General features: G+C 63.4%; 19 protein-coding genes. 13 read left to right on the top strand and 6 right to left on the bottom strand.

What is annotated here, in order from left to right:
• Nucleotides 1-210 precede the first annotated feature (210 nt).
• From pilM to BCA01S_RS26410, 7 genes are all read left to right on the top strand, one after another.
• On the top strand, nt 211-1,209 hold the full coding sequence (gene pilM / locus BCA01S_RS26440; RefSeq protein WP_027779503.1) for a type IV pilus biogenesis protein PilM: 999 nt from the start codon (nt 211-213) through the stop codon (nt 1,207-1,209).
• The gene (locus BCA01S_RS26435) at nt 1,206-1,958 is read left to right on the top strand and encodes a PilN family protein (RefSeq protein ID WP_027779502.1); all 753 of its coding nucleotides are present in this window, start codon (nt 1,206-1,208) and stop codon (nt 1,956-1,958) included. The genes pilM and BCA01S_RS26435 overlap by 4 nt, the downstream gene beginning before the upstream one ends.
• A complete protein-coding gene (locus BCA01S_RS26430) occupies nt 1,955-2,902 on the top strand; it encodes a hypothetical protein (RefSeq protein WP_027779501.1) in 948 nt (315 codons plus the stop codon). The genes BCA01S_RS26435 and BCA01S_RS26430 overlap by 4 nt, the downstream gene beginning before the upstream one ends.
• Nucleotides 2,899-4,614 (top strand): type IV pilus secretin PilQ, encoded by a 1,716-nt coding sequence (locus BCA01S_RS26425; protein ID WP_027779500.1) that lies wholly within the window; start codon nt 2,899-2,901, stop codon nt 4,612-4,614. Before BCA01S_RS26430 ends, BCA01S_RS26425 begins: the two co-directional genes overlap by 4 nt.
• 106 nt (nt 4,615-4,720) lie before the next feature.
• Complete coding sequence (locus BCA01S_RS26420) at nt 4,721-5,272, top strand: shikimate kinase (RefSeq protein WP_027779499.1); 552 nt, start codon at nt 4,721-4,723, stop codon at nt 5,270-5,272.
• 8 nt (nt 5,273-5,280) lie between these two features.
• Nucleotides 5,281-6,357: a 3-dehydroquinate synthase gene (aroB, locus tag BCA01S_RS26415; RefSeq protein WP_042319501.1), complete on the top strand. Its 1,077-nt coding sequence runs from the start codon at nt 5,281-5,283 to the stop codon at nt 6,355-6,357.
• Between the two features lie 68 nt (nt 6,358-6,425).
• Nucleotides 6,426-7,631 (top strand): deoxyguanosinetriphosphate triphosphohydrolase, encoded by a 1,206-nt coding sequence (locus BCA01S_RS26410; RefSeq protein WP_027779497.1) that lies wholly within the window; start codon nt 6,426-6,428, stop codon nt 7,629-7,631.
• Nucleotides 7,632-7,864: 233 nt separating this feature from the next.
• Here BCA01S_RS26410 and BCA01S_RS26405 read toward each other — a convergent pair whose 3' ends face one another.
• Together BCA01S_RS26405 and BCA01S_RS26400 are read right to left on the bottom strand one after the other, a co-directional pair.
• On the bottom strand, nt 7,865-8,245 hold the full coding sequence (locus BCA01S_RS26405) for an ElaB/YgaM/YqjD family protein (protein WP_020070608.1): 381 nt from the start codon (nt 8,243-8,245) through the stop codon (nt 7,865-7,867).
• A 347-nt stretch (nt 8,246-8,592) separates the two neighbouring features.
• The gene (locus tag BCA01S_RS26400; RefSeq protein ID WP_027779496.1) at nt 8,593-9,318 is read right to left on the bottom strand and encodes an OmpW/AlkL family protein; all 726 of its coding nucleotides are present in this window, start codon (nt 9,316-9,318) and stop codon (nt 8,593-8,595) included.
• Between the two features lie 187 nt (nt 9,319-9,505).
• On the opposite strand from BCA01S_RS26400, the gene BCA01S_RS26395 reads away from it, so the two are divergent.
• The 3 genes from BCA01S_RS26395 (at nt 9,506) to BCA01S_RS26385 (ending at nt 16,809) form a co-directional block, all read left to right on the top strand.
• A complete protein-coding gene (locus tag BCA01S_RS26395) occupies nt 9,506-10,213 on the top strand; it encodes a transposase (protein WP_027779495.1) in 708 nt (235 codons plus the stop codon).
• A gap of 294 nt (nt 10,214-10,507) precedes the next feature.
• Nucleotides 10,508-15,211 (top strand): glutamate synthase-related protein, encoded by a 4,704-nt coding sequence (locus tag BCA01S_RS26390; protein ID WP_027779494.1) that lies wholly within the window; start codon nt 10,508-10,510, stop codon nt 15,209-15,211.
• Between the two features lie 128 nt (nt 15,212-15,339).
• A complete protein-coding gene (locus BCA01S_RS26385) occupies nt 15,340-16,809 on the top strand; it encodes a glutamate synthase subunit beta (protein WP_027779493.1) in 1,470 nt (489 codons plus the stop codon).
• Nucleotides 16,810-17,012: 203 nt separating this feature from the next.
• Here the strand turns inward: BCA01S_RS26385 and BCA01S_RS26380 are convergent, their stop codons facing one another.
• Both BCA01S_RS26380 and BCA01S_RS26375 read right to left on the bottom strand, forming a co-directional pair.
• Nucleotides 17,013-18,305, bottom strand: coding sequence for a D-amino acid dehydrogenase (locus tag BCA01S_RS26380; protein WP_027779492.1), 1,293 nt, complete (start codon nt 18,303-18,305; stop codon nt 17,013-17,015).
• Between the two features lie 43 nt (nt 18,306-18,348).
• Nucleotides 18,349-19,608, bottom strand: a complete 1,260-nt coding sequence (locus BCA01S_RS26375) for an MFS transporter (protein WP_027779491.1) — start codon at nt 19,606-19,608, stop codon at nt 18,349-18,351.
• Nucleotides 19,609-19,956: 348 nt separating this feature from the next.
• Here BCA01S_RS26375 and BCA01S_RS26370 point away from each other — a divergent pair, with 348 nt between their 5' ends.
• Nucleotides 19,957-20,901: a tyrosine-protein phosphatase gene (locus tag BCA01S_RS26370; RefSeq protein WP_027779490.1), complete on the top strand. Its 945-nt coding sequence runs from the start codon at nt 19,957-19,959 to the stop codon at nt 20,899-20,901.
• Nucleotides 20,902-21,127: 226 nt separating this feature from the next.
• On the opposite strand, the gene BCA01S_RS26365 is transcribed toward BCA01S_RS26370, so the two are convergent.
• Complete coding sequence (locus BCA01S_RS26365) at nt 21,128-22,453, bottom strand: ATP-binding protein (RefSeq protein WP_027779489.1); 1,326 nt, start codon at nt 22,451-22,453, stop codon at nt 21,128-21,130.
• The gene (locus tag BCA01S_RS26360) at nt 22,450-23,190 is read right to left on the bottom strand and encodes a response regulator (RefSeq protein WP_027779488.1); all 741 of its coding nucleotides are present in this window, start codon (nt 23,188-23,190) and stop codon (nt 22,450-22,452) included. Before BCA01S_RS26360 ends, BCA01S_RS26365 begins: the two co-directional genes overlap by 4 nt.
• Before the next feature lie 737 nt (nt 23,191-23,927).
• Between BCA01S_RS26360 and BCA01S_RS37370 the strand changes: the two genes are divergently transcribed.
• Together BCA01S_RS37370 and BCA01S_RS26345 are read left to right on the top strand one after the other, a co-directional pair.
• On the top strand, nt 23,928-24,095 hold the full coding sequence (locus BCA01S_RS37370) for a DUF6726 family protein (protein ID WP_341807758.1): 168 nt from the start codon (nt 23,928-23,930) through the stop codon (nt 24,093-24,095).
• A gap of 3 nt (nt 24,096-24,098) precedes the next feature.
• A complete protein-coding gene (locus tag BCA01S_RS26345; RefSeq protein ID WP_027779486.1) occupies nt 24,099-24,824 on the top strand; it encodes a hypothetical protein in 726 nt (241 codons plus the stop codon).
• Nucleotides 24,825-24,845: the final 21 nt, after the last annotated feature.

Below are 24,845 nucleotides of genomic sequence, written 5' to 3'. Positions count from 1 at the left end.
TCAGCTTTCGGCGTGCTTACCGACAGTTCTTTACAAGTCTCTGCACCGCGTGAAATGAGGCTTCACTGTAGCTGCTTTGACGAACGTCGGGGCGGCCGGCCTTCAACGTTAGCCGTTTGGCTGAGTGTCGCCCAGCGGCGTGCTTGCGCACAATTCTCCCTCGCTACTCGCGCTCGAATGGTTCGCCGCGTGAGTCTCAGGGAGGGCGTGATGACGTTAAGAAATTCATGGATTGAAGCCGTGCAGGCAGGGGTGCAGCGTTTCGCTGCAGGTATCGACGTGGGTTCGCAAAACGTGCGGCTCGTCGTGGTGAGTCAGCGTGCACGCGCACGCGCATGCCCTTCGATGCAGATCGAGTATGCGTGCACAGTGCCGCTTCCCGCTAATGCGATGGCCGGCAACGAGATCGCTGACCGGCAGTCAGTCGCTCGCGCGTTGCGCGACGCGTTCGCCGATATGCCTCACTCGTGCGCGACACAGGCGTTGCGATGCGCGATGGCCGTGCCCGCATCAGCAACGTTGACCGCCACTGTGCCGCTCGCGCGGCTTGCGATGCAAAGCGGTTGCGCGGAAGACGGCGGGCACGAACTCGCCGAACTCGAACCGGCGGTCATGAACGAAGTGGAGCGCATTGCAGGACTGGAGCGGCACGCGCTGGCCGTCGACTGGTTCGTCGACGACAGGCCCTTGCTCGCTCGTTCCGTGACGATCGCCGCGACCGGGCGTCAACATCTCGAAGCGCGGATCGAATGCGCAGCCGCTGCGGGCATATCACTCACAGCGATCGACGGCGAACCGCATGCTGCGCTGCGGGCCATGCGCTACGCGGCGAGTCACGAACTCGATCCGCACGAACCGTATGTCGCGTTATGGATCGGCACCGACGGCGTGCATGGCTGGCGTCTCGTCGACGACACCGTCGCAGCCGAGATGCACTACCCCGCGCCGGAACATTCGGATCTCGCAGACGCGTTGCGCGACCTCGCGCATGGTCCGATGCTCGACTGCGCGCTCGTGAGCGGTGAGGTGGAACTGCTGGACGGCGTTGGCTTCTCGATCGCGGATATCGCAGACATTCTGGGCTGCACGGTCTTGCCGTTCGAGTGCGCGGCGCTGGGCTCGGTAGCACGTCAATTGAACGATCCGCTTCTGCATGAAGCGGCAGGCGCCGTCGCGTTCGGACTCGCGTTGCGCGGGGTATTCGAATGAGCGCCGCAGTTTTCGATGCAGGCCGCTTTAACGCAGCGGCGCAACTTCATGTCGGGCGCGACATGCGCGGGCGGCGCGCCGTTCGTCCTGTCAAGCCATGGCTCGGCGGCTTCAATTTGCTGCCTCATCGACAACGCAAAGCCCGGCTCGCGCGTCGGCGATGTCTGCTGACATTGGCGATCGCAGCGTTGGCCGGTTGCGCAGCGGTCTTCGCGCTTGCTGGATATCAGGCGATAGAAAAGGCGCGGCTTGAGTCACAGCGTGCTTCTATCGAGCAATCGCTTGCGCAGCTCGCCGCGCCGCTCGCCGAGCATGCGCGCCTGCTACAGGCGCGCGACGAGCAGCGCGACAAGGCCGCTCGCGCGAAGCGTTTGTCCGAGCCGCTCACGTATCTGCGCGACCTGCTCGACGCGTTGAGTTTCGAACCCGGCGACGGCGTTCTATTGCAGCAGCTTCGCCAGCGCGAGCACGAGACGGAACTGGTAGCGACCTCGCGAGCGCATATCGATTCTGCGCAGTGGCTTAAGCGTCTCGGTGGGATTCCCGGCGTGACAGGTGCGGAAATGAGCGATTCGCATCGCTCGTCGCCGCATGCGAATCCAGGTGCGAATGCAAGCGAAGGAGCGGCCGCTGCGTTTGAGTTTGGCGCTCGCCTGCATTGGGAGGACGTTGCGAACGTGGCGGACAAACGCGTTGGCGTCGCGGCATCGCAAAAAGCAAAAGCCGAGCACATTGGAGGTTCGAAATGAGTACGACATTTGCCGGATTCAGCGGCGTGCCGCGGCCACGAGTGTCGCTGTCGCATGCGCTCAGGCGTCTGCGCGCGCCGCTTCACACGTGGAGCCCGCGTCGTCGCTGGGCGATCGCGTTGTTGATTGCGCTCGTCGTGTTCAGCCTTGGGGCGCACGGCTGGATCGTGGCTGATCTGGGGCGTCTGGCAGCGAGCCGCGCGGCGCTACTTGCAAGCGCGGAGCATCTAGCCGATGCAAGGCGAGCGCTTACGCAATTGCCGTCGCTGCGCCGCGAAGCCGCCGCGGCAGAGTTCGCCCCCGCTGCCATAGTCACTGCTTCGCGTGCGTCGAAGCAATGGACTTCGGCCGATGACGTGCGCGTCGTCTCAGAACTCGCCGCGCAGAACGGCGTGGCGTTACTGGCCGTTGAGCCCGGTGCAGCGAGCGGCACGGGCGTTCAGAGCGAGCGTCCGCTTCAGCTTGCCGCGCGCACCGACTTCATTCACCTGATGTCGTTTATGCGCGGACTGATCGAACTGCCGGTGCTGATGGTTCCCGTCGATGTCGTCATCAAGCGCGACGGGTCTGCGCTTTCGGTGAGCGCGGCACTGCGCGTGTACAGCGGTCTACGCCCGGCTCCTGCCAGCCTCACGACGCAGGAGCTTGCCGACGCGAGCCTTGATTCGGATGACGAAGAAGACGTGGTGTTTTTCGATCCCTTCTCGCCCGCGCAAATGCAGGCGACTATCGGTTTGCCCGGGCAGCCGCAACTCCGTCTTGTCGGATTGCTGCACGATCGCGCGCGCGGTCTCGCATTGTTCGATACGCCCGAGGGCGCGACCACTGTTGCGTCCGGCCAGCAGATCGGCGACGAGCGCGTCACGCGCTTCGACGCGTTCGGCATTACGCTCGCCAAAGGCGCTGCAACGCGGACGCTTGAGCTCGCGGAGGCTTCGTCATGAGCATAACGGAGCTATTGCGCGGCGACCGGCATGCATCTATCGGTGTTGCCGCAGTCTTAAGTGTTCGTGCCTGCGTTCGCGTGGGACTATCTGTGACGTTGTCTCTCGGCGCGGCGCTAACCACCGACGCGGCAGGAGCCGCGATTCCATCGCTGCCTCCGTTGCCTGCCTACATGCCGCTCGACGATGCGGTGGCATCGTCCGACTCGCCATACAATGCGCCGCCGCTGCCTCGCGGTTCAATCTCTGAAGCACCGAACCCGTTCCGCGACGATTCCGCGGATGCCACCGCCGTCTCGCGCACGCCGACGGAGGCCGGGCAAAGCCGCACAGACGATGCAATGGACGACGCAGATGGCTCGGTGCCTCTTGGCCGGCAATCTGCCGCCACCAGCCATGCCGGCGCGACCGCGTCGGCGCTGGAAGGTCCGCCAGTGCCATTGCCTCCGCTCGCACGTCTGAGCGGCGCTCCGAAAACCGCCGCGGACGCGTCGCTTGCCGCCGACGACAAGCCGATTTCGCTCAACTTTCAGCGCGCCGAACTCGGCGCCGTGCTGAACGCGTTCGCACAGTTCACCGGATTGAACATCGTCGCGAGCGAGAGAGTGCGCGGGGCCGTTTCGCTGCGCCTCGACAAGGTTCCGTGGCGCGTCGCGTTCGACACGCTGCTCGACGTCAACGGTCTCGCCATGGAGCGCCACGGCAACGTGGTCTGGGTTGCGCCGATCGCAGATCTGGCCGCGCGCGAGCGGCAGCGCTTCGAGGCCCATGCGCGGACTGCGGATCTCGAGCCGCTCGCAAGCCGCACGTTCGAGCTGCACTACGCGCGCGCCGAGGACGTGCGGCGCCTGCTGACAGGCTCGGGCAATCAGCGGGTGTTGTCCAAACGCGGCGCGGTGACCGCCGATCCGCGCACGAATCTACTGTTCGTCACGGATCTGGAGGGGCGCCTCGCGCAGATTGCCGCGCTGCTTGCCTCCGTCGACCGGCCCACGCGCCAGGTGCTGATCGAGGCGCGCATCGTCGAAGGTGAGTATGGTTTTTCTCGCAATCTCGGCGTGCGGCTATCTATGGCGGGTACGAACGCCGACGGCACCACGCGAGGTTTGAGCGGCGGCAAGGACGGTCTCGTCTACGATCTGTCTGCCCGCCCGATTGCGGGTTTCGACGCGGCGACGGCCGGGTTGACGCTGTTCGCAGCGGGCGCGACGCGGCTTCTGAACGTCGAGTTGAGCGCATTGGAGGCCGAGGGGCGCGGCGAAATCGTCTCCAGTCCGCGCGTTGTCACCGCCGACCGGATGAAGGCGGTGGTCGAACAAGGCACCGAGTTGCCTTATCAGGCCAAAGTCGGGCAGGGCGTATCGGGTGTGCAATTCCGCCGCGCCACGCTGAAGCTCGAAGTCGAGCCGCAGATCATGCCGGACGGCCGCGTGGTGCTGGACCTGGATGTTGCCAAGGACAGCGTCGGCGAACAGACCGACGCCGGGCCTGCAATCAACACGAAGCACGTGCAGACTCGGGTCGAGGTGGAAGACGGTGGTACGGTGTCGATTGGTGGAATCTACGCGACCGACGGCCGGGACGATGTGACTCGGGTGCCGCTCCTGGGCAAAATACCGATTCTAGGTGCGCTTTTTCGCCATCGGGCTCATCGCGACCAGCGCAGCGAACTGGCAGTTTTCATCACGCCGCGCGTCGTTCAGACGAATTAGGGGCTCGCTGCCGCCGTTCGAAAGCGGCGGCGCGCAGGCTCGACAAGGCAGCCGCTTTGCCAGTAAGCTGCGGCACGAACCATACCGGATTAGCCAGAGGACACCGTTGCAAGCGCGGGACGCACACGCCAATGTATTTTTTGTAGGGCTCATGGGGGCGGGAAAAACCACCGTGGGCCGGGCCATTGCGCGCCGTCTCGATCGCCCGTTCTTCGATTCAGACCATGAAATCGAAGCGCGCACGGGCGCGCGCATTCCTGTGATCTTCGAGCTGGAGGGCGAAGCGGGCTTTCGTGAACGTGAGGCGAACGTCATTTCCGAGCTCACCGGGCGCGACGAAATCGTGCTCGCGACCGGCGGCGGCGCGGTGCTGCGGCCGGAAAACCGGCAGGCGCTGCAAAGCCGGGGCGTGGTGATCTACTTGCGCGCCAATCCGCACGATCTGTGGCTGCGAACCCGGCGCGACAAAAATCGCCCGCTTCTGCAGACGGAAGACCCCAAAGCGCGCCTCGAGGCGCTCTACGAAGTGCGCGATCCGCTCTACCGCGAGTGCGCGCATTTCGTGATTGAAACCGGCCGGCCTTCCGTCAACGGACTCGTCAATATGGTTCTGATGCAGCTCGAGATGGCCGGCGTCGCCAAACATCCTGCGTCATAATGGGCCGTATGATTACCGTCAATGTCGAACTGGGCGAACGCGCCTACCCCATTCATATCGGTGCCGACCTGATCGGCCAGACCGCGCTGTTCGCGCCGCACGTCGCCGGCAACTCGGTCACCATCGTCACCAATACCACCGTCGACCCACTTTACGGCGACACGTTGCGCGCCTCGCTCGCGCCGCTCGGCAAGCAGGTGTCCACTGTCGTGTTGCCGGACGGCGAGGCCCACAAGAACCTCGAAACGCTGAACCTCATCTTCGACGCACTGCTCGGCTCGCGCGCCGACCGCAAGACCACGCTGATTGCGTTGGGCGGCGGCGTGATCGGCGACATGACGGGTTTCGCGGCTGCCTGCTACATGCGCGGCGTGCCGTTCATTCAGGTGCCGACCACGCTGCTCTCGCAGGTGGATTCGTCGGTGGGCGGCAAGACAGGCATCAATCATCCGCTCGGCAAGAACATGATCGGCGCGTTCTATCAGCCGCAGGCCGTGATCGCCGACATCGGCGCGTTGCGCACGCTGCCCGCGCGTGAGCTGGCGGCGGGCGTGGCCGAGGTCATCAAGACGGGCGCTATTGCAGACGCCGGTTTTTTCCGCTGGATCGAAGCCAATGTCGAGGCTTTGAATCGCTGCGAGCCGGAAGCGCTCGCCGAAGCGGTCAAGCGCTCGTGCGAGATCAAGGCGTCCGTGGTCGCGCAGGACGAGCGCGAAGGCGGACTGCGCGCCATTCTCAATTTCGGCCATACGTTTGGCCACGCGATCGAAGCCGGACTTGGCTACGGCGAGTGGCTGCATGGCGAGGCGGTCGGCTGCGGAATGGTGATGGCTGCGGACCTGTCGGTGCGGCTCGGCTATCTGGACGAAGCGTCGCGCAAGCGGCTCGTCGACGTCATCGTCGCCGCGCATTTGCCGACCCGCGCGCCGGCGCTCGGCGAATCGCGTTATGTCGAACTGATGCAGGTCGATAAGAAAGCGGAAGCCGGCGCGATCAAATTCATTCTGCTCAAGCGTTTCGGTGAGACGCTCATCACCCAGGCGCCCGACGCCGAGGTGCACGCCACGCTGGCCGCCGCCGTCTGAAGGCCGGCTTTGGCAGCGAGGCGCCGCGCACGGCGTCGACCGGCGCCCCCCATGTTTCGGAGAACCCGGTGACAGACAGGCGCAGCGACGATGTAAAGCAGGAACCCGCGGCGAACGCCGCAGCGCTCGGCGTCCCGACGCAGGAAGCGCTCGAAGCGCACCTTGCGCCGTATGCCGCGCATTCGGCGCTCTCGCGCGGGCGCCGCTATCCGGAAGCACCGCCGAACGCGCGCACCGAATTCCAGCGCGACCGCGACCGCATCGTTCATTCAACGGCGTTCCGCCGGCTCGAATACAAAACGCAGGTGTTCGTGAATCACGAGGGCGACCTGTTTCGCACGCGTCTCACGCACAGCCTCGAAGTCGCGCAGATTGCACGTTCCGTGGCGCGCAACCTGCGTGTGAACGAAGACCTCGTCGAAGCCATTTCACTTGCGCACGATCTCGGTCACACGCCCTTCGGACATGCCGGCCAGGATGCGCTGAACGAATGCATGCGCGAGCACGGCGGCTTCGAGCACAATCTGCAAAGCCTCGCGGTGGTTGACGATCTCGAGGAGCACTACGGCGCGTACAACGGCCTGAATCTGTGTTTCGAAACGCGCGAGGGTATTCTCAAGCATTGCTCACGCGAGAACGCGCGGCGGCTGGGTGCTTTGGGCGAGCGTTTTCTCGAAGGACGCCAGCCGTCCATCGAAGCGCAGATCGCGAACGTGGCCGACGAGATCGCGTATAACAATCACGACGTGGACGACGGCTTGCGCTCCGGTTTGCTCACCGTCGAGCAACTCGCCGAAGTCGAGTTGTGGCAAACACATTCTGAAGCCGCGCGGCGCGATTTTCCGCGGATTGAAGGCCGCCGGCTGATCCATGAGACGGTGCGGCGCATCATCAACACGCTGATCGTCGATCTAATCGACACCACGAAGCTCAATCTGGCCCGTCATGCGCCGGATTCGCTCGACGCCGTGCGCGCTGCGCCGGCGATCGTCGAGCATAGCGAAGCGGTGGCGGCCCAGGCTGCAGCGCTCAAGCGTTTTCTGTTCAAGAACCTGTACCGCCATTACCGCGTGATGCGCATGGCGAACAAGGCGCGCCGCGTGGTCGTCGGTCTGTTCGACGCGTTCACCGAAGATCCGCGGCTGCTGCCGCCGGGCTACCAGTCCACCGACGCCGCGCAGCAACCTCGGCTTATCGCGCATTACATCGCAGGCATGACGGACAGGTACGCGCTGAAGGAGTATCAGCGTCTCTTCGTGATCGAAGATAACTGAGCGAGCACGAGCCGTGGCAAGCGAGGGCCACGGCAGGAAGCATGTCGGGCGAGCCCGGCACACGAGGCACTGCAGAGACTGCCTGGGTTGGCGGTCTCCCACACCGGGCTGCACAGCGTCGATGCAACGGGACGCTAACGCCATGCAGCCCGGCCGCGGGCTTGAGCCGCACTTCTCAGCGCTCTTCTCAGCGCAAGCTCAAGCGCGCTTTAGGGCAACATGCAGCGCAAAGCTCAGCGCATGCGCGAGGCGAACAACGCGCCTGCGATCAGCGCGACGCCGCCAACAATCGCGAGCGTCTGCCACGGATTTTCATGCACATAGTCGTCCGCGTCCGAGAGCGCTACATTCGCGCGTTCGCGTACGGCCTCGCGCGTGTCGTTCATGCGGGCGCGGGCGTTGTCGAGCTGCTTGCGCAGTTTGCCGCGCAGCGCTACTGCATCGGCCTGGGTGCCTTCGGCCAGCGTGGATTCGAGCTCAGACATTAGCGTGCGAAGTTCGCCTGCAATGTCTTCAGCCGCGTCGCGGCTGTGGCGGGCAATACGCCGCGCGCGGCGGCTCGTGCTGGTCCAGGATTCGCCGAGGGCATCTCGCGTATTCGGAAGTGCTGTCATAGTCGCTCCGTCGATGAGGGTAAAAAGGGCCCACGTTCACGGTTACGCTTAAACCACATCGCAACGCAGGAAACACCAGCAGGACGCAACTTCGGTGCCAAACCCAAATGCCCGGCAGACGGTGCCGCGGGGCGAAAATCGTCAGCAGATATTGCACGAAGCACAACGCTTGCGGGTCAGTTTTACAAACACACCGAAGCTGCGGCGCGGTGCATCGGTAAAGGAGGCGCGTGCTGTCCTTGGGGGCACAAAATAAAAAACGCCGCCATTGGATAAATGACGGCGTTGTTCAAGCCCCGCGAATTCGACTACCCTAAACCACAGCATTCCACGCGTGCGAAACCGTGTTAGAAGCGGTAACCGATGTTGACGTAGGTAACGATCGGGTTCAGCTTGATCTTGGTTTGCGATTGCACGTTGAGCGTACCGACCGGCGTCTGCGCCTGCGTGTTCAGTTTGGCCGTCGTGCTGAGCGGCAGGTACGACACCGACACGCCCGCGAACCAGTGCTGATTGAACGCGTAAGTGAAACCCGCATTAAACACCGGCTCCCACGAACTATCCGTAGTGACGCTGGTCGGACCATGCAGGACGTTCGCCTGGAATGCTCCGTTGGTGATCTTCTCGTCGGTGAACCAGATACGGCTCACGCCGATACCGAGATACGGACGGAATGTGGCAGTGGGAGCGTTGAAGTAGTACTTGAACAGCAGAGTTGGGCTCCACTGCTTCGCCTGACCCAGCTTGCCGAATTGGTCGAGGCTACCGGTGCCGTTCAGGTCGAACGAAGGCGGGTAGCCAATCACGAATTCGGTGGCGATGTGATCGGTAATGAAGTAGCCCGCGGTCAGGCCAATGGTGTCGGCCGAACTCAGTGAGGCTCCGGTATTGGCTTCTGTGATGTTGGTCGGGCTACCGCCAATGCTCGTTACTTGCAGGGGCTGGCTACTCGATTGAGGCGCAAGATGGAACCAGCCTGTTGAGACGAAAAAGCTACCGGCCGATTGCGCGTGTGCTGCTGTTGTCATGCTGGCTAGCACTGCGATCCCCGTTACGGCCTGTTTTAATTTCATATGTGCTCCTCCAAAAAAGGCCCGCTCATTATGACCACAACGTTTGAAACTAACCATACGCGCCGGTTAGAGTTTTCTCCCTAAGCCGGGCGCGCTTCCTGGCCTGGCCGCGCCGCGTCGAACCTCCGGCGCATGCGGCTCCTCGGACCTTCGGGTATGTACCAACGCGACTATCGGATACTTCAGCATGGCACGGCTTGCACGTCTTTATGTTCCTGACCAGCCGCAGCACGTCATCCTCCGCGGACTCGATCAGCAGCCTGCGTTCGTCGACGACCAGGACTACGAACTCTTCATCGACTGTATGAAAGCGGCTTCGCGCGATCATCACTTATCGATCCACGCATATGCGTTGATGCCGGGCGCGGTCCAGCTGCTCGTCACTCCAACGGAGGAGTCGAGCCTGCCGAAAGCGATGCAGGCGGTCGGGCGCCGCTACGTAGCGCACTTCAACCGCCGTTACGCGCGACGCGGCACGTTATGGGAAGGTCGCTATCGCGCCACGGTGATCGAGGGCGAGCGGTATTTTCTGCTGGCGAGCCGCGTCGTCGAAATGTGCCCGGTGCGCATGCAGATCGCGAGCGCGCCAGAAGACTACCGCTGGTCGAGCTACCGTCATCACATCGGTCTCACGCTCGACAGCCTGATCACCGACCATCCGCTCTACTGGTCGCTCGGCAACACGCCGTTCGAAAGGCAGCGCGCGTACCGCGAGTTGTGCGAGCAGCCGCTCGACGAACGAGAGGCAAGCCAGCTTCAGCAGGCCACGCTAAAAGGCTGGGTGCTCGGCAGCGACGCGTACCGTGAATGGGCGGCCCGGGCGGCGAACCGGCGCGTATCGCCGCTGCCCCGTGGGCGGCCTCGCAAGGTCCGGGAGACTCCGCAGGCGCAATAAGCGAATCGAACCAATTGTTTGTCTTTCAAACGGCATCACGACATGCCGTTTTATTTTGCCCTTGCTTGATATGGCACCAATAAAAAATACCCGCAATGCACCAAACTGATAATTAGGGATCAATCATAACGTTTTATTTGCTATTCCATTGATTCGTCGCGTATATTCCGAATTCCGGCGTTTTTGAACTGCGTAGGTTGCAGCGTCAAAGGCGTCTCAGCCGTTGCGGGTGTGCACGTGCGGCAATAGAAAAACGGTTTAACGGCCTGTCGGCCCCTCACAGACGGTGTCCCCATGAACGATCGCCAGCAACCGGTTCACCCGGTTCCCGCCGCCCAAGGGTTGTACGACCCGGAAAACGAACACGACGCCTGCGGCGTCGGCTTCGTCGCCCACATCAAGGGCAAGAAGAGCCACGAGATCATCGAGCAAGGCCTGAAGATTCTCGAGAACCTCGATCACCGGGGCGCCGTCGGCGCAGATCCGTTGATGGGCGACGGTGCCGGCATCCTGATCCAGATCCCGGACGGTTTCTATCGCGAGGAAATGGCAAAGCAGGGCGTGACGTTGCCGCCGTTCGGCGAATACGGCGTCGGCATGGTGTTTCTGCCGAAGGAACACGCGTCGCGTCTCGCCTGCGAACAGGAACTGGAGCGCACGGTGAAGGCCGAGGGCCAGGTGGTGCTCGGCTGGCGTGATGTGCCGGTCGACCACACCATGCCGATTTCGCCGACCGTCAAGGCGAGCGAGCCGCTGATCCGCCAGATCTTCATCGGTCGCGGCAAGGACATCATGGTGACCGACGCGCTGGAGCGGAAGCTTTACGTGATCCGCAAGACCGCGAGCCACCGCATTCAGGCGCTCAAGCTCAAGCACGGCAAGGAATATTTCGTGCCGTCCATGTCGGCACGTACCGTCGTCTACAAGGGCCTGCTGCTGGCAGGTCAGGTCGGTGTGTACTACCGCGACCTGCAGGACGAGCGCACCGTTTCGGCGCTCGCGCTTGTGCACCAGCGCTTCTCGACCAACACGTTCCCCGCCTGGGAACTGGCTCACCCGTACCGGATGATCGCCCACAACGGCGAAATCAACACGGTGAAGGGCAACGTCAACTGGCTGAACGCGCGTACCGGCGCAATCGCGTCGCACGTGCTTGGCGACGACCTGCCGAAGCTGTGGCCGCTGATCTATCCGGGCCAATCGGACACTGCCTCGTTCGACAACTGTCTCGAACTGCTGGTGATGGCCGGCTACCCGCTCGTCCACGCAATGATGATGATGATCCCGGAAGCCTGGGAACAGCACACGCTGATGGACGACAACCGCCGCGCGTTCTACGAATACCACGCCGCGATGATGGAGCCGTGGGACGGCCCCGCCGCGATCGCGTTCACCGACGGTCGCCAGATCGGCGCGACGCTGGACCGTAACGGACTGCGTCCGGCGCGCTACATCGTCACCGACGACGACCTCGTCATCATGGCGTCGGAAGCGGGCACGCTGCCTATCCCTGAGTCGAAGATCGTCAAGAAGTGGCGCCTGCAGCCGGGCAAGATGTTCCTGATCGACATGGAACACGGCCGCATCATCGACGACAAGGAACTGAAGGACAACCTCGCGAACGCCAAGCCGTACAAGAGCTGGATCGACGCCGTGCGCATCAAGCTCGACGAGATCGAGCCGAAGGCCGAAGACGTCGCGACCGAGCGCCGTGAGGCCGCCGCTTTGCTGGATCGCCAGCAGGCGTTCGGCTACACGCAGGAAGACCTCAAGTTCCTGATGGCGCCGATGGCGCAAGCCGGCGAAGAAGCGGTTGGCTCCATGGGCAACGACTCGCCGCTCGCGGTCATGTCCAACAAGAACAAGACGCTCTATCACTACTTCAAGCAGCTGTTCGCGCAGGTCACGAACCCGCCGATCGACCCGATCCGTGAAAACATGGTGATGTCGCTCGTGTCGTTCGTCGGGCCGAAGCCGAACCTGCTCGACACGAACAACATCAACCCGCCGATGCGTCTCGAAGTGTCGCAGCCTGTGCTCGACTTCAAGGACATCGCGAAGATCCGCGCGATCGATCAGTACACGGGCGGCAAGTTCAGCTCGTACGAACTGAACATCTGTTATCCGGTCGCGTGGGGCAAGGAAGGCATCGAGGCGCGTCTCGCGTCGCTGTGCGCGGAAGCTGTCGACGCCGTCAAGTCCGGCTACAACATGCTGATCGTGTCCGACCGCAAGACCGACCGCGACAACGTCGCGATTCCGGCGCTGCTCGCCACGGCGGCGATTCACACGCACCTCGTGCAGCAAGGCTTGCGTACCAGCACGGGTCTCGTCGTCGAAACCGGCTCCGCGCGCGAAACGCACCACTTCGCGCTGCTGGCCGGCTACGGCGCGGAAGCCGTGCATCCGTACCTGGCGATGGAAACGCTCGGCCAGCTCGCAGCCGGCCTGAAGGGCGACCTGTCGCCGGAAAAGGCGGTCTACAACTTCACGAAGGCAGTCGGCAAGGGCTTGCAGAAAGTCATGTCGAAGATGGGCATTTCGACCTACATGTCGTACACCGGCGCGCAGATTTTCGAAGCAGTCGGCCTTGCTGAAGATCTCGTGCAAAAGTACTTCAAGGGCACCTCGTCGAAGGTCGGCGGCATTGGTCTCTTCGACGTCGCCGAAGAAGCGATCCGCCTGCACCGCGACGCGTTCGGCGACAACCCGATCCTCGCGAACATGCTCGACGCAGGTGGCGAATACGCGTACCGCGTGCGCGGCGAAGAACACATGTGGACGCCGGATGCGATCGCCAAGCTGCAACACTCGGCGCGCAGCAATTCGTATCAGACGTACAAGGAATACGCGCATCTGATCAACGATCAGACCAGGCGTCACATGACCTTCCGCGGTCTGTTCGAATTCAAGCTCGACCCGACCAAGGCAATTCCGCTCGACGAGGTGGAACCGGCGAAGGAAATCGTCAAGCGTTTTGCCACCGGTGCAATGTCGCTCGGCTCGATCAGCACGGAGGCGCACGCCACGCTGGCGGTCGCGATGAACCGCATCGGCGGCAAGTCGAACACCGGCGAAGGCGGCGAGGACGAAAACCGCTATCGCAACGAACTGCGCGGCATTCCAATCAACAACGGCGACACGATGAAGTCCGTGATCGGCGACGAGGTGATCGTCGACATTCCGTTGAAGGAAGGCGATTCGCTGCGCTCGAAGATCAAGCAGGTCGCGTCGGGCCGTTTCGGCGTGACGGCGGAATACCTCGCCTCGGCCGACCAGATCCAGATCAAGATGGCGCAGGGCGCGAAGCCGGGCGAAGGCGGCCAGTTGCCGGGCCACAAGGTGTCCGAGTACATCGGCAAGCTGCGTTACTCGGTGCCGGGTGTCGGTCTCATTTCACCGCCGCCGCACCACGACATCTACTCGATCGAAGATCTGGCGCAGCTCATTCACGACCTGAAGAACGCAAATCCGGCGGCTAGCGTGTCGGTGAAGCTGGTGTCGGAGTCCGGTGTCGGCACGGTCGCTGCGGGCGTCGCCAAGGCGAAGGCCGACCACGTCGTGATCGCAGGCCACGACGGCGGCACCGGCGCGTCGCCGCTGTCGTCGGTCAAGCATGCCGGCACGCCGTGGGAACTCGGTCTAGCCGAAACGCAGCAGACACTGGTTCTGAACCAGTTGCGCGGGCGTATCCGCGTGCAGGCCGACGGTCAGATGAAGACCGGCCGCGACGTCGTGATCGGCGCGCTGCTCGGCGCCGACGAGTTCGGCTTTGCGACGGCGCCGCTCGTCGTCGAAGGCTGCATCATGATGCGCAAGTGCCATCTGAACACCTGCCCGGTCGGCGTCGCGACGCAAGACCCGGTGCTGCGGGCCAAGTTCAAGGGCCAGCCGGAACACGTCGTGAACTTCTTCTTCTTCGTTGCGGAAGAAGCGCGCGAAATCATGGCGCAACTGGGTATCCGCAAGTTCGACGACCTGATCGGTCACGCCGAACTGCTCGACACGAAGAAGGGCATCGAGCACTGGAAGGCTAAGGGTCTCGACTTCTCGCGCGTGTTCTATCTGCCGCAAGTGCCGGCTGAAGTCGCGCGCAAGCATGTGGAAGACCAGGACCACGGTCTGGACCGCGCGCTCGACCACACGCTGATCGAAAAGTCGAAGGCGGCCATCGAGAGCGGCGAGCACGTCTCGTTCATCCAGCCGGTGCGTAACGTCAATCGCACGGTCGGCGCGATGCTGTCCGGCACGATCGCGAAGAAGTACGGCCACGACGGCTTGCCCGACGACACCATTCACATCCAGTTGAAGGGTACTGCGGGTCAGAGCTTCGGCGCGTTCCTCGCGAAGGGCATCACGCTGGATCTGGTCGGCGACGGCAACGACTACGTCGGCAAGGGTCTGTCGGGCGGGCGCATCATCATCCGTCCCACGAACGATTTTCGCGGCAAGTCGGAAGAGAACATCATCTGCGGCAACACGGTGATGTACGGCGCGATCGAAGGCGAATCGTTCTTCCGCGGCGTGGCGGGCGAGCGATTCTGCGTGCGTAACTCGGGCGCGACGGCGGTTGTCGAGGGCACGGGCGACCACGGCTGCGAATATATGACGGGCGGCACGGTCATCGTGCTCGGCGAAACCGGCCGTAACTTCGCGGCCGGCATGTCGGGCGGCATCGCCTACGTGTACGACCCGGACAACACGTTCGCGGGCAAGTGCAACAAGTCGATGGTCGCGCTCGAGCCGGTTCTGCAGCAGGCCGAACAGGAGCGCACGGTCGACAAGAGCCTGTGGCACGCCGGCACGACCGACGAAGCGCTGCTCAAGGGGCTCATCGAACGTCACTTCCAGTTCACCGGCTCGCCGCGTGCGAAAGCGCTGCTCGAAAACTGGGACGCGTCGCGCCGTCAATTCGTGAAGGTGTTCCCGACCGAGTACAAGCGCGCGCTGGGCGAAATGGCAGCGAAGAAGGCGAATAAAGAAGTTCTCGCCGCCTGAGCGCAGACCGCTCGACTGCTTTCGCACAGAGACGTCACCTTTAGCCGTTCCTGCCGCGCGCGACCGTTCAACGGCGCGCTGCGGCGGGTTCAGATCACCCCCTAGATACAGATAGAGAAGAGAACCACATGGGCAAGGCAACCGGTTTTCTCGAGTTCGAGCGCCGCCACGAGGCGTATGAAGCTCCGCTCACACGCGTGAAGCACTACAAGGAATTCGTCGCCGCACTCACCGACGACGAAGCGAAGGTTCAAGGCGCACGTTGTATGGACTGCGGCATTCCGTTCTGCAACAACGGTTGCCCGGTGAACAACATCATCCCGGACTTCAACGACCTGGTGTTTCAACAGGACTGGAAGACGGCGATCGAGGTGTTGCACTCCACGAACAACTTCCCGGAGTTCACGGGCCGCATCTGCCCGGCGCCGTGCGAAGCGGCATGCACGCTCGGCATTAACGACGACCCGGTCGGCATCAAGTCGATCGAACACGCGATCATCGACAAGGCATGGGCCGAAGGCTGGGTCGCGCCGCAGCCGCCGAAGCATAAGACCGGCAAGAAGGTTGCCGTGGTCGGGTCCGGTCCTGCCGGTCTGGCGGTCGCTCAGCAACTCGCGCGCGCCGGTCACGATGTGACGGTGTTCGAGAAGAACGACCGCATTGGCGGTCTGCTGCGCTACGGCATTCCCGACTTCAAGCTGGAGAAGTGGCTGATCGATCGCCGTATGCGCCAGATGGAAGCCGAAGGCGTGACGTTCCGCGCGAACGTGTTCGTCGGCAAGGCCGATTCGCTGCCGGCCTACATCGGCAATACAGCAAAGGAAACCATCACGCCGGACCAGTTGAAGGAAGACTTCGACGCGGTCGTGGTAGCCGGCGGTTCGGAAACGCCGCGCGATCTGCCGGTGCCGGGCCGCGAACTGGAAGGCATCCATTACGCGATGGAATTCCTGCCGCAGCAGAACAAGGTCAATGCCGGCGACAAAGTCCCGAACCAGTTGCTCGCCAAGGGCAAGCACGTCGTCGTGATCGGCGGCGGCGATACCGGTTCGGACTGCGTGGGCACGTCGAACCGTCACGGCGCGAAGAGCGTCACGCAGTTCGAACTGCTGCCGCAACCGCCGGAAGAAGAGAACAAGCCGCTCGTGTGGCCGTACTGGCCGATCAAGCTGCGCACGTCGTCGTCGCATGAGGAAGGCTGTTCGCGCGATTGGGCTGTTGCGACCAAGCGCCTCGAAGGCAAGAACGGCAAGGTCGAGAAGCTGATTGCGGCGCGCGTCGAATGGAAGGACGGCAAGATGGTCGAAGTGCCGGGCTCCGAGTTCGAAATGAAGGCCGACCTGGTGCTCCTCGCCATGGGCTTCACGCAGCCGGTGTCGCCTGTGCTGGAAGCCTTCGGCGTCGACAAGGACGCGCGCGGCAACGTGCGGGCCACCACCGAAGGTGACAAGGCGTACTACACGTCGGTGGACAAGGTGTTCACTGCCGGCGATATGCGCCGCGGTCAGTCGCTCGTAGTGTGGGCGATTCGCGAAGGCCGTCAGTGCGCACGTTCGGTCGACGCTTTCCTGATGGGGCATTCGGACCTGCCGCGCTAAACGTCGCTGCTGGTTTGCCGCAACGGCTGTTCGCGATGCACAAGCCGGTTAATGCCTGCAGGAAGAGGTGGAGACGGCGTGGGCCGTTAAGCGGTGCACGAAGCGGCTAGAAGGCACATCAAGGCGGTAAAACAGAGCCGGGCGCCCGATAGGGTGACCCGGTTTTTTTATATGTGTTGCTTGAGATGATCCAGTTCGCCGCGTCACTTCCCATAACGCGCCAACGTAAGCCCGTCGAGATCGATCTCCGGCTTGCGCTGCGTGATCAGATCGGCGACCACCCGCGCCGAGCCCATCGACATCGCCCAGCCTGTCGAGCCGTGCCCGAGGTTGAGCCACAAATTGTCGATGCCCGAAGGTCCGAGCAATGGCGCGCCGTCGGGCGTCATTGGACGGCGACCCACCCAGAAGTGCGCGGACGTCGGCGCGGCGGCATGCGGAAACCAGTCATCCAGCACTTTCATCAGCGTTTGTAGCGCCTGCTCACGCAGCGTGGTCTGCCGGTTGCCCAACTCGGCCGTGCCCGCCACCCGCAGGTTGTTGCCGAAGCGCGTAATGGCTGTCTTGAGCGACTCGTCCATGAGCGCGGCCCGCGGGGCTTTCTCATGATCGATCACGGGCAGCGTTGCCGAATACCCCTTCACCGGATAGAGCGGCACCTTCACGCCAAGCGGTGCAAGCAGCGCCACACTGTCCACGCCCAGCGCCACCACGACGTTATCGGCCTGTACGGTTTCAGCGGCGCCGTTTGCAACACCTGGTCGTCCGCCGGGTTCACTTTCCACACGCACACCGCGCACCGCACCGCCTTGCACGTCGAGCGATGTCACGCGCGTGTCGAAGCGAAACTGCACGCCGTGGCGCTCGCAGATAGCTCGTAATTCGCGCGTGAAGCGGGCGCAGTCGCCGGCTTCGTCGTCGGGAAGATGAATGCCCGACACCGGAGCCGCGCGCGCCCAACGCAAGCCCGGCTCGAGATCGATGCATTGCGCGGGACTCACGTCCCGATACGCGATGCCCGCGTCGCGCAGCACGGCCAGCGCCGGTTGCGCGAGTTCGACGTCGTACTCGCTGCGAAAGAGTTGCAGATACCCTTGGCTGCGCCCGTAATCAAACGGATGACGGCTGCGGAATTCGTGCAGGCAGTCCCGGCTGTAATAGGCGATGCGCTGCATCCGCTGCTTGTTGACGCGAAAGCGTTCGAGGTCGCATTCGCGCAACCAGCGCACGATCCAGCGCCACTGAGCCGGGTCGAGGGTAGGACGGAAGATGAGCGGCGACGCTGGCTTGAACAGGTACTTGAGGATCTTGGCCGGCATGCCCGGCGCGGCCCACGGCGTCACGTAGCCGGGCGCGATCACGCCCGCGTTGCCGAAACTCGTGGCGAGCGCGACGTCCGGCTCCCGCTCGATCACCGTAACCTCGCAGCCTTGCTGGCGCAGGTAGAAAGCGGTCGCGACGCCGATCACGCCGCCTCCCAGAACAATCGTTTTCATGTGCGTAGACGGCAGGAATCAGCGGCAGTAATCAGCGACAAAGTCAGGCAGCAGGACTGGCCGTGCCGAGCACCTTGCCCTTGGTTTCGGGCAGGCACAACGCAGCGACGATCACGAGCAGATAACCCGCGCCGGCGACAATGCCCATTGCTTTCACCAGAGACATGCCCTGCGAAAGTGTGCCGACGAGAATCGGAAAGAACGAGCCGAAGCCGCGCCCAAGGTTGTAGCAGAAGCCTTGCCCGGAGCCGCGAATCGCATTGGGATATAGCTCCGACAAATAGGCGCCCACACCCGCGAAAATCCCTTGCACGACTATGCCAAGTGGAAATCCGAGCGCAAGCATCATGCCGTCGGTGATCGGCAGCATCGTGTAGACCATGCCGAGCACGAACGAGCCGATCGCGAACAGAATGAAGGACGCGCGGCGCCCAATCTTGTCGCACAAGATCGCGCCCACGATGTAACCGGTGAACGAACCGACGATCAGCACGATCAGATAGCCGCTCGTGTTGAACACGGACAGATGACGCACGGTCTTCAGATAGGTGGGCAGCCACGTGGTGATCGCGTAGTAACCGCCGAGCATGCCGGTGCACAACGCGCTGCCAAGCAGTGTGATGCGCAAGTGCGGCCCGGAGAAAATCTGCAGGAAATGCGCAGTTTCGAAGCCGCTCTCACGCGCACGGCGTGTCTGCAGATAGATGTCGGGGTCGCTGACGTTGCGGCGAATGTAGATGATCCAGGCCGCGGGCAGCAGACCGATCCAGAAGCACGCGCGCCACGCATACTGTTCGGGCAGCAACGCAAAAAATGCCCAGTAGACGATGGCCGCCGCCGCCCAGCCGAACGACCAGCTGCTCTGCACGGTGCCCACGGCTTTCGCGCGATGCTGCGGCGAGCGGATCGTCTCGGCCATCATGATCGTCACGACCGACCATTCACCGCCGAAGCCGATTCCTTGCAGGGTGCGTGTAGCAAGCAGCTGCCAGAACGAATGCGTGAAGCCCGATAGAAACGTGAACAGCGCGAAGGTGGCGATCGTCCATTGAAGCACGCGGATGCGGCCGTACCGATCGGCCAGAATGCCGGCAAGCCAGCCGCCCAACGCCGACGAGATGAGCGAACTCGTGGCGATCATGCCCGCTTCGCTTTTGGTCATGCCCCACGTCGCGATCAGCGTCGGAATGAGGAACGAGTAGATCATGAAGTCGAACGCATCGACCGCATAGCCGCCGAAACCGGCGTACAGGGTGCGGCGTTCCCGCTGCGTCAGTTCGGTGAACCATTGGAGAGAAGGCATGTTTGTTGTGTTCTCCTGGTTTTTTGTGTGCCGGCGGCTCATGGGAGGTGTTTCTATTCTACGGGGACGAGGCAACATGCGGCCAGTTGTGGTCAAAATTGGCAGCGAACATCGCAGCAAAGGGTACGCAGTAGATAACAGACGAGATGCGTAAGAAACGGATCCGGCGAGCGCACGCCGGACGGCATACCGGCTGATGCATGCAAGACGACGAAAGCTCGCGAAAGCCGTTGCTTACGAACTAATACGCCGTAACCAAAAAGATAATGAACACCGTTACACTCCGCACGCAGCGCATCGGCTGCACATTGTTCGCCCACACTCGCGCCTGCTACATCTAATCGCCTAATGTCCGCTACCGCGAAAATCTGCCGGGAACCTCGCCGCCACTTTGCGCGCGTGGCCGTGCCCGCTCGCCAACTTGCCGCGAGCGGGTCGCGCCGGACATTCCTGAAGGGTTCCGCAAGCGTGCTGCTGGCGTCCGGTATCAGCGGTTCGCTGCTCTCCGCGTGCGGCGGCGGCAACCTGGAAAGCGAGCAGGGCGAGACGCCGCGACTGGCCTCGGTCGACAATTTCCGCGATGTCGCAGGCGCAGCCGCAGGTTATCCAACTGCCGACGGCAAAACGATGCGCCGAGGCGTGTTCTTTCGCGCGAACGTGCTCGCGCTCAGCGTGGCTGACCAGACCGAGATCGAAAGTCTCGGCATTGCCAGCATCTTCGATCTGCGCACGCCAGGCGAGATCGAGCGGACGGCCGATATCCTGCCGCGTGTCACCGTCTCGCAGACGTTGAATGTGCTTGGCGCTCGCGACTTCATCACGCCCGCCTTCAATTCCGCGGGCGGCGCGGCGGCTTTTATGGAGTCCGAGGCTCGCGCCTATGTAACCGGCGCCGCGCAGCGGGCGAACTACGGCGCGCTGCTGCGCCAGCTGGCCGATGGCGCGGGCGCGCAGCTGTTCCATTCGAACGCCGGTAAGGATCGCGCGGGTTGGGTTGCGGCGTTGTTGCAGAGCATTGCTAACGTGCCGCTCGACGTGATCATGCAGGACTACCTGTTGAGCAACGTCTATCGCGCACAGGCGATCAGGTCGCAGAAAGAGACTTTGCGTGCGCAGGACGGCGATGCGCTCGCCGCGATCCAGGAGCCCTTGCTCGGCGTTCAGGAAAGCTATCTGCAGGCGGGATTCGACCAGGTGCAGGCAAGCTACGGCACGATGACGCGCTATCTGACCGAAGGCCTTGGCGTGTCGGAGTCGGCTATCGAGAGTTTGCGCAGCCGGCTTGTCGTTTGAGGAGCGCAGGGAAAGTCATTTGCTGGGGCCGGACAAATACGCGCATAAAACCCGCGCCCAAAACCGTGGGCAAAAAAAATCCGCCCCGAACAAGCGGGCGGACTGAGAAGGGCGGCATCGAGGTTGCCGGGGCCGACTATACGACCGCCGGCTACGCGATAGACGATCCGGTAAGGTGACGTAAGCGGATCGGTCGCGGCGCTCATTCGCGGCAACAGCCTGCGCTTTATGCGGTCGCGGCAGACGCCGCCGGCAGTTCGATACACACTTCCAGACCTCCTTGCGCGTGATTGCGTACATGGCAACGTCCGCCGCGGTCGTGCGCAAGCCGCGCGACGATTGCAAGGCCGAGGCCGCAATGGCCTTCGCCGCCGCGCGCGGCGTCGAGCCGCACGAACGGTTTCATCGCCGCGGCAATGCGCTCGTCGGGAATGCCCGCGCCATGGTCGCGCACTCCGATGAGCCAATATCCGTCGCCGCGTTCGGTGGCGATGTCGACGGGCGGCGCGCCGTGTTCCAAAGCGTTATCGACGAGGTTCGTCACGAGCCGGTCAAGCAGCGTGCGCGGCAGCGTGAACGCCGGACCTGCGCGCAGATGGAGCGCGAAGAGCGGCGTCTCCCCGGCGCTGGAAGTGCTGTCCATGCTGTCGCCGCTGTCCGTGTGTTCGGCGAAGCCGTCGCTCGCGGAAAACTGTTCGCGCAGGAACTCGTCGACCTCTACTGCAGGCCCCGCGTCGGCGGATTGGCCGGCAAATTCGAGAAACTGCTGGACGATGTTCGTCAGCGAGTCGACATCGCGTATCAAGCCCGCACGTTCGCTTTCCTCTACCAGCACGCTCGCGCGCAACTTCAGGCGCGTGAGCGGCGCTTTCAGGTCGTGCGCGACACCGGCGAGCATGACGGCCTGATCGTCGCCGGCTTCGTTCAGGCGCCGCATCATGTCGTTGAACGAGCCGATCAGATCGCGCAGTTCGCGCGGACCTTGCACTGTGACGGGTTGTGGCCGGACGCCCGAACCGAACTCTCGCGCGGCATCGGCGACGCGCGACAGCGGTCGCTGCATCTGCCAGACCGCGAAGAGCGACAGGATGAGCGCGGCGGCCAGCATCGAAACGGATTCGATCAGAAAGCGCGGCGGCGGCGGAAGGTCGACCGGCAGCACCACCCAGTTCGACTTGCCGGGAAACAGCACCCACAGTTGTGGCGGACGCAGGTCGTCGACGGCGGTCTGCGTGCCGGGCGGGAGATCGTCACGCAGGCGCCGCGCCAATTCGGCGACGAGACGTTCCGTCGGTTCGTGCAGATGGATGCTCGGCGGCATGTTCCAGGTCGGAACGAGATGCACGCGCATGGCGGGCGCGAGGGCGGCACCCTTGATCGGCTCACCGTTGATCGCCTGCAGCACCAGCACGAGCCCGCGCGCAAAGCCGTCGACTTCATGACGCGGCGGCTGCATCACCACGAGAACGAACCAGCCGGCCTGAATCGCGAAGAGCACCGCCGTCGAAAGCAACGCCATTCTGCCGAACAGCGTGTTCAGCGGGTTTCTCATGCGGTCGCGGCGGCCTCGTCGGAGAACGGTGTGCCGTCTGCGTCGGGCACGAAGACGTAACCCTTGCCGCGCACTGTTTGCACATAGCACGGATTGGACGGATCGTCCTCGATCACGCGGCGCAGCCGCCAAATCGGTACGTCGAGACTGCGGTCGCGGAATGCGAGATTGTCGCGATGCACGAGGTCGTGAATCAGCACGCGCGACAACACCTTATAGGGATTGTTCACGAAGATCTTGAGCAGCGCGAACTCACTGTCGCGCAACGGGAGCTTCGAGTCCGCGCGCGACAGCGAGCGCGTGGCGAAGTCCAGTTCGAACGGACCGAACTTGTACGGTTTGCGCGCTTCGGGTGCGCTGGTGGTCGAAGGGCCGCGGCGGCGCAGAACGGTGTGGATGCGCGCGAGCAGTTCGCGCGGATCGAACGGCTTGGTCAGATAGTCGTCTGCCCCGAGCGAGAGCCCGACTATGCGGTCCGCCACCGTGCCGCGCGCCGTGACGAAGATCACCGGAATGTCGTCACCGGCGGCGCGCAGCGCGGTGAGCGCGCGCAGGCCGTCGGTGTTCGGCATCATGATGTCGAGCACGACAACCGATGGCCGTTCGCGCTCGAGCCTGCGCTGGAGATGGGTGCCGTCATGCAGCACCGACGCGTCGAAGCCGTTCGACTGCAAGAACTTGCAAAGCAGATCGCGTACGACCGGATCGTCGTCGACGATAAGGACCTGTGGATTCATGGCGAAATTCTAGACTGACGCGCGCAACGCGCGGCCGACTGTTTTCTTACCAATGCTTACCCAACGCTGCGCGGAATCGGCGTGTTGGCGCGTAAGTCCCGTCACCCAAGGCTCACAGCATATTTCACCACGGCCATATTTAGCAACGCGACTGGCAGCCGCGATGACCACGCGATGACCACGCGATGACCACGCGATGACCACGCGATGACCACGCGATGACCACGCGGCCGCCAACGTCGCGCATTGCGTCGAACGGCTTCTCATGCCGCAGGCCGCTTTCCGGAAACAGTTTGCGCACACCGGGAAGTAGTGGCAATCGTTCGAAACCGGTCGTAAGAACCGCCGGAAAGCGCGTCTTTCTTCGTGCATCGCCACGGGCCCGGCGGCGGGAAGATTCGTCCTGCAATACGTAGCGCCACACGCCGCAAGAGCTTAACGGCCCTGTCCGGCATAGACGGCGCAAGACCGACATTCCGCCAAACCATGCGAGGCTCATCGTGACAGTTCCAGGCAACCTCACTTCCACCCACTTCTCTGCAGTAGCGCCCACCAAAACGACGGAAAAGCCTACGTCTACAGGCAATTCCGCAAGTGCCGGCGGCACGGCGCAAGCCAAGGCTTCCGCAACGCAGCCGCAGCCTTCGACGCCTGCGGGCCTCGTCGGTCACCACGTCAACACGACGGCCTGATCTGCCGAGGCCCGCGTGTCGACTCCGAAAATCCTTGCGCGTTTCATCCGCGCCGCTGTGTGGCTCGCGCTTGGCGCGGTGCTGTTGCCGCTCGGCGGCTGCGCCGTTGCCGCGCTGCCCTGCAGGCTCACTTCAGCCACGCTGAAAATCATCCCGGTCGTCGGCCATGCGGCGGCCAGCCCGTTCGACATGTGTTCATCCGCGATCGACTGAATCATGAATCCCCAACGGATTGCCTGCGCGTTGGCGCTCGTTTGCAGCACGTTTTCGCTGACAGTGCCGGCGCAACCGGCGGCGCGCGAAGCCAGCGCGGCGGCTCCCGCGTCGAAGGACGCTTTGGCCGACGCGCGACGGCGCGCGCAGGACGCGCCGTTCGCCTTCCGCGGCATTGCGCTTGGCATCACGCTCGACGAATTTCGCGCGGGCTCGAAGGTGCGCGCGACGCCGATCGGCAGCGTGCCGGTCTGCGAGACGGACGTGCAGGCGGGCGTGCTCGGCATGCGGCTCAAGTCGCACGAGAGTTTGACAGTCGCGTGCCGCTGGGCACATCGCGATGACAACGGTTGGGCGCTGTCGCAAGCGGTGGTCGATGGTGCGCCGGCGTCCGAGCACGTGCTGCGCTTCGCGCGTATCGCGGGACGAAGCGAAGAACGAAGCGCGCTGCGTCTGTACGAAATCTCGTTCGTGATCGACGAAGTCACCGCCGAGGACTTGCGCGAGGCGCTAGCGGAGCGCTACGGCCCGCCGCGTCACGCGACGCAGAACGTGTCGGCGCCAGGAGCGCTGCCGGTCTACGTATGGGAGAACGCGGTGAGTTCGATCACGTTGTGTTTTTTGCCCGGCACTCGCAACGGCACGCTGACTTACCTGCTCAAGGGTTCCGACGCGTGGGTCAAGTCGGTCGTGCGGCAGTGGCAGGCAAGCGATGCGGAAGCCGGTTGAGGCGCCATGCGCCCTTGACAG

Source organism: Paraburkholderia caledonica NBRC 102488 (assembly GCF_000685095.1).
GTDB lineage: Bacteria > Pseudomonadota > Gammaproteobacteria > Burkholderiales > Burkholderiaceae > Paraburkholderia > Paraburkholderia caledonica.
The sequence above is the reverse complement of the archived record's forward strand: the minus strand, read 5'-3'. Positions and strand labels throughout refer to the sequence as shown.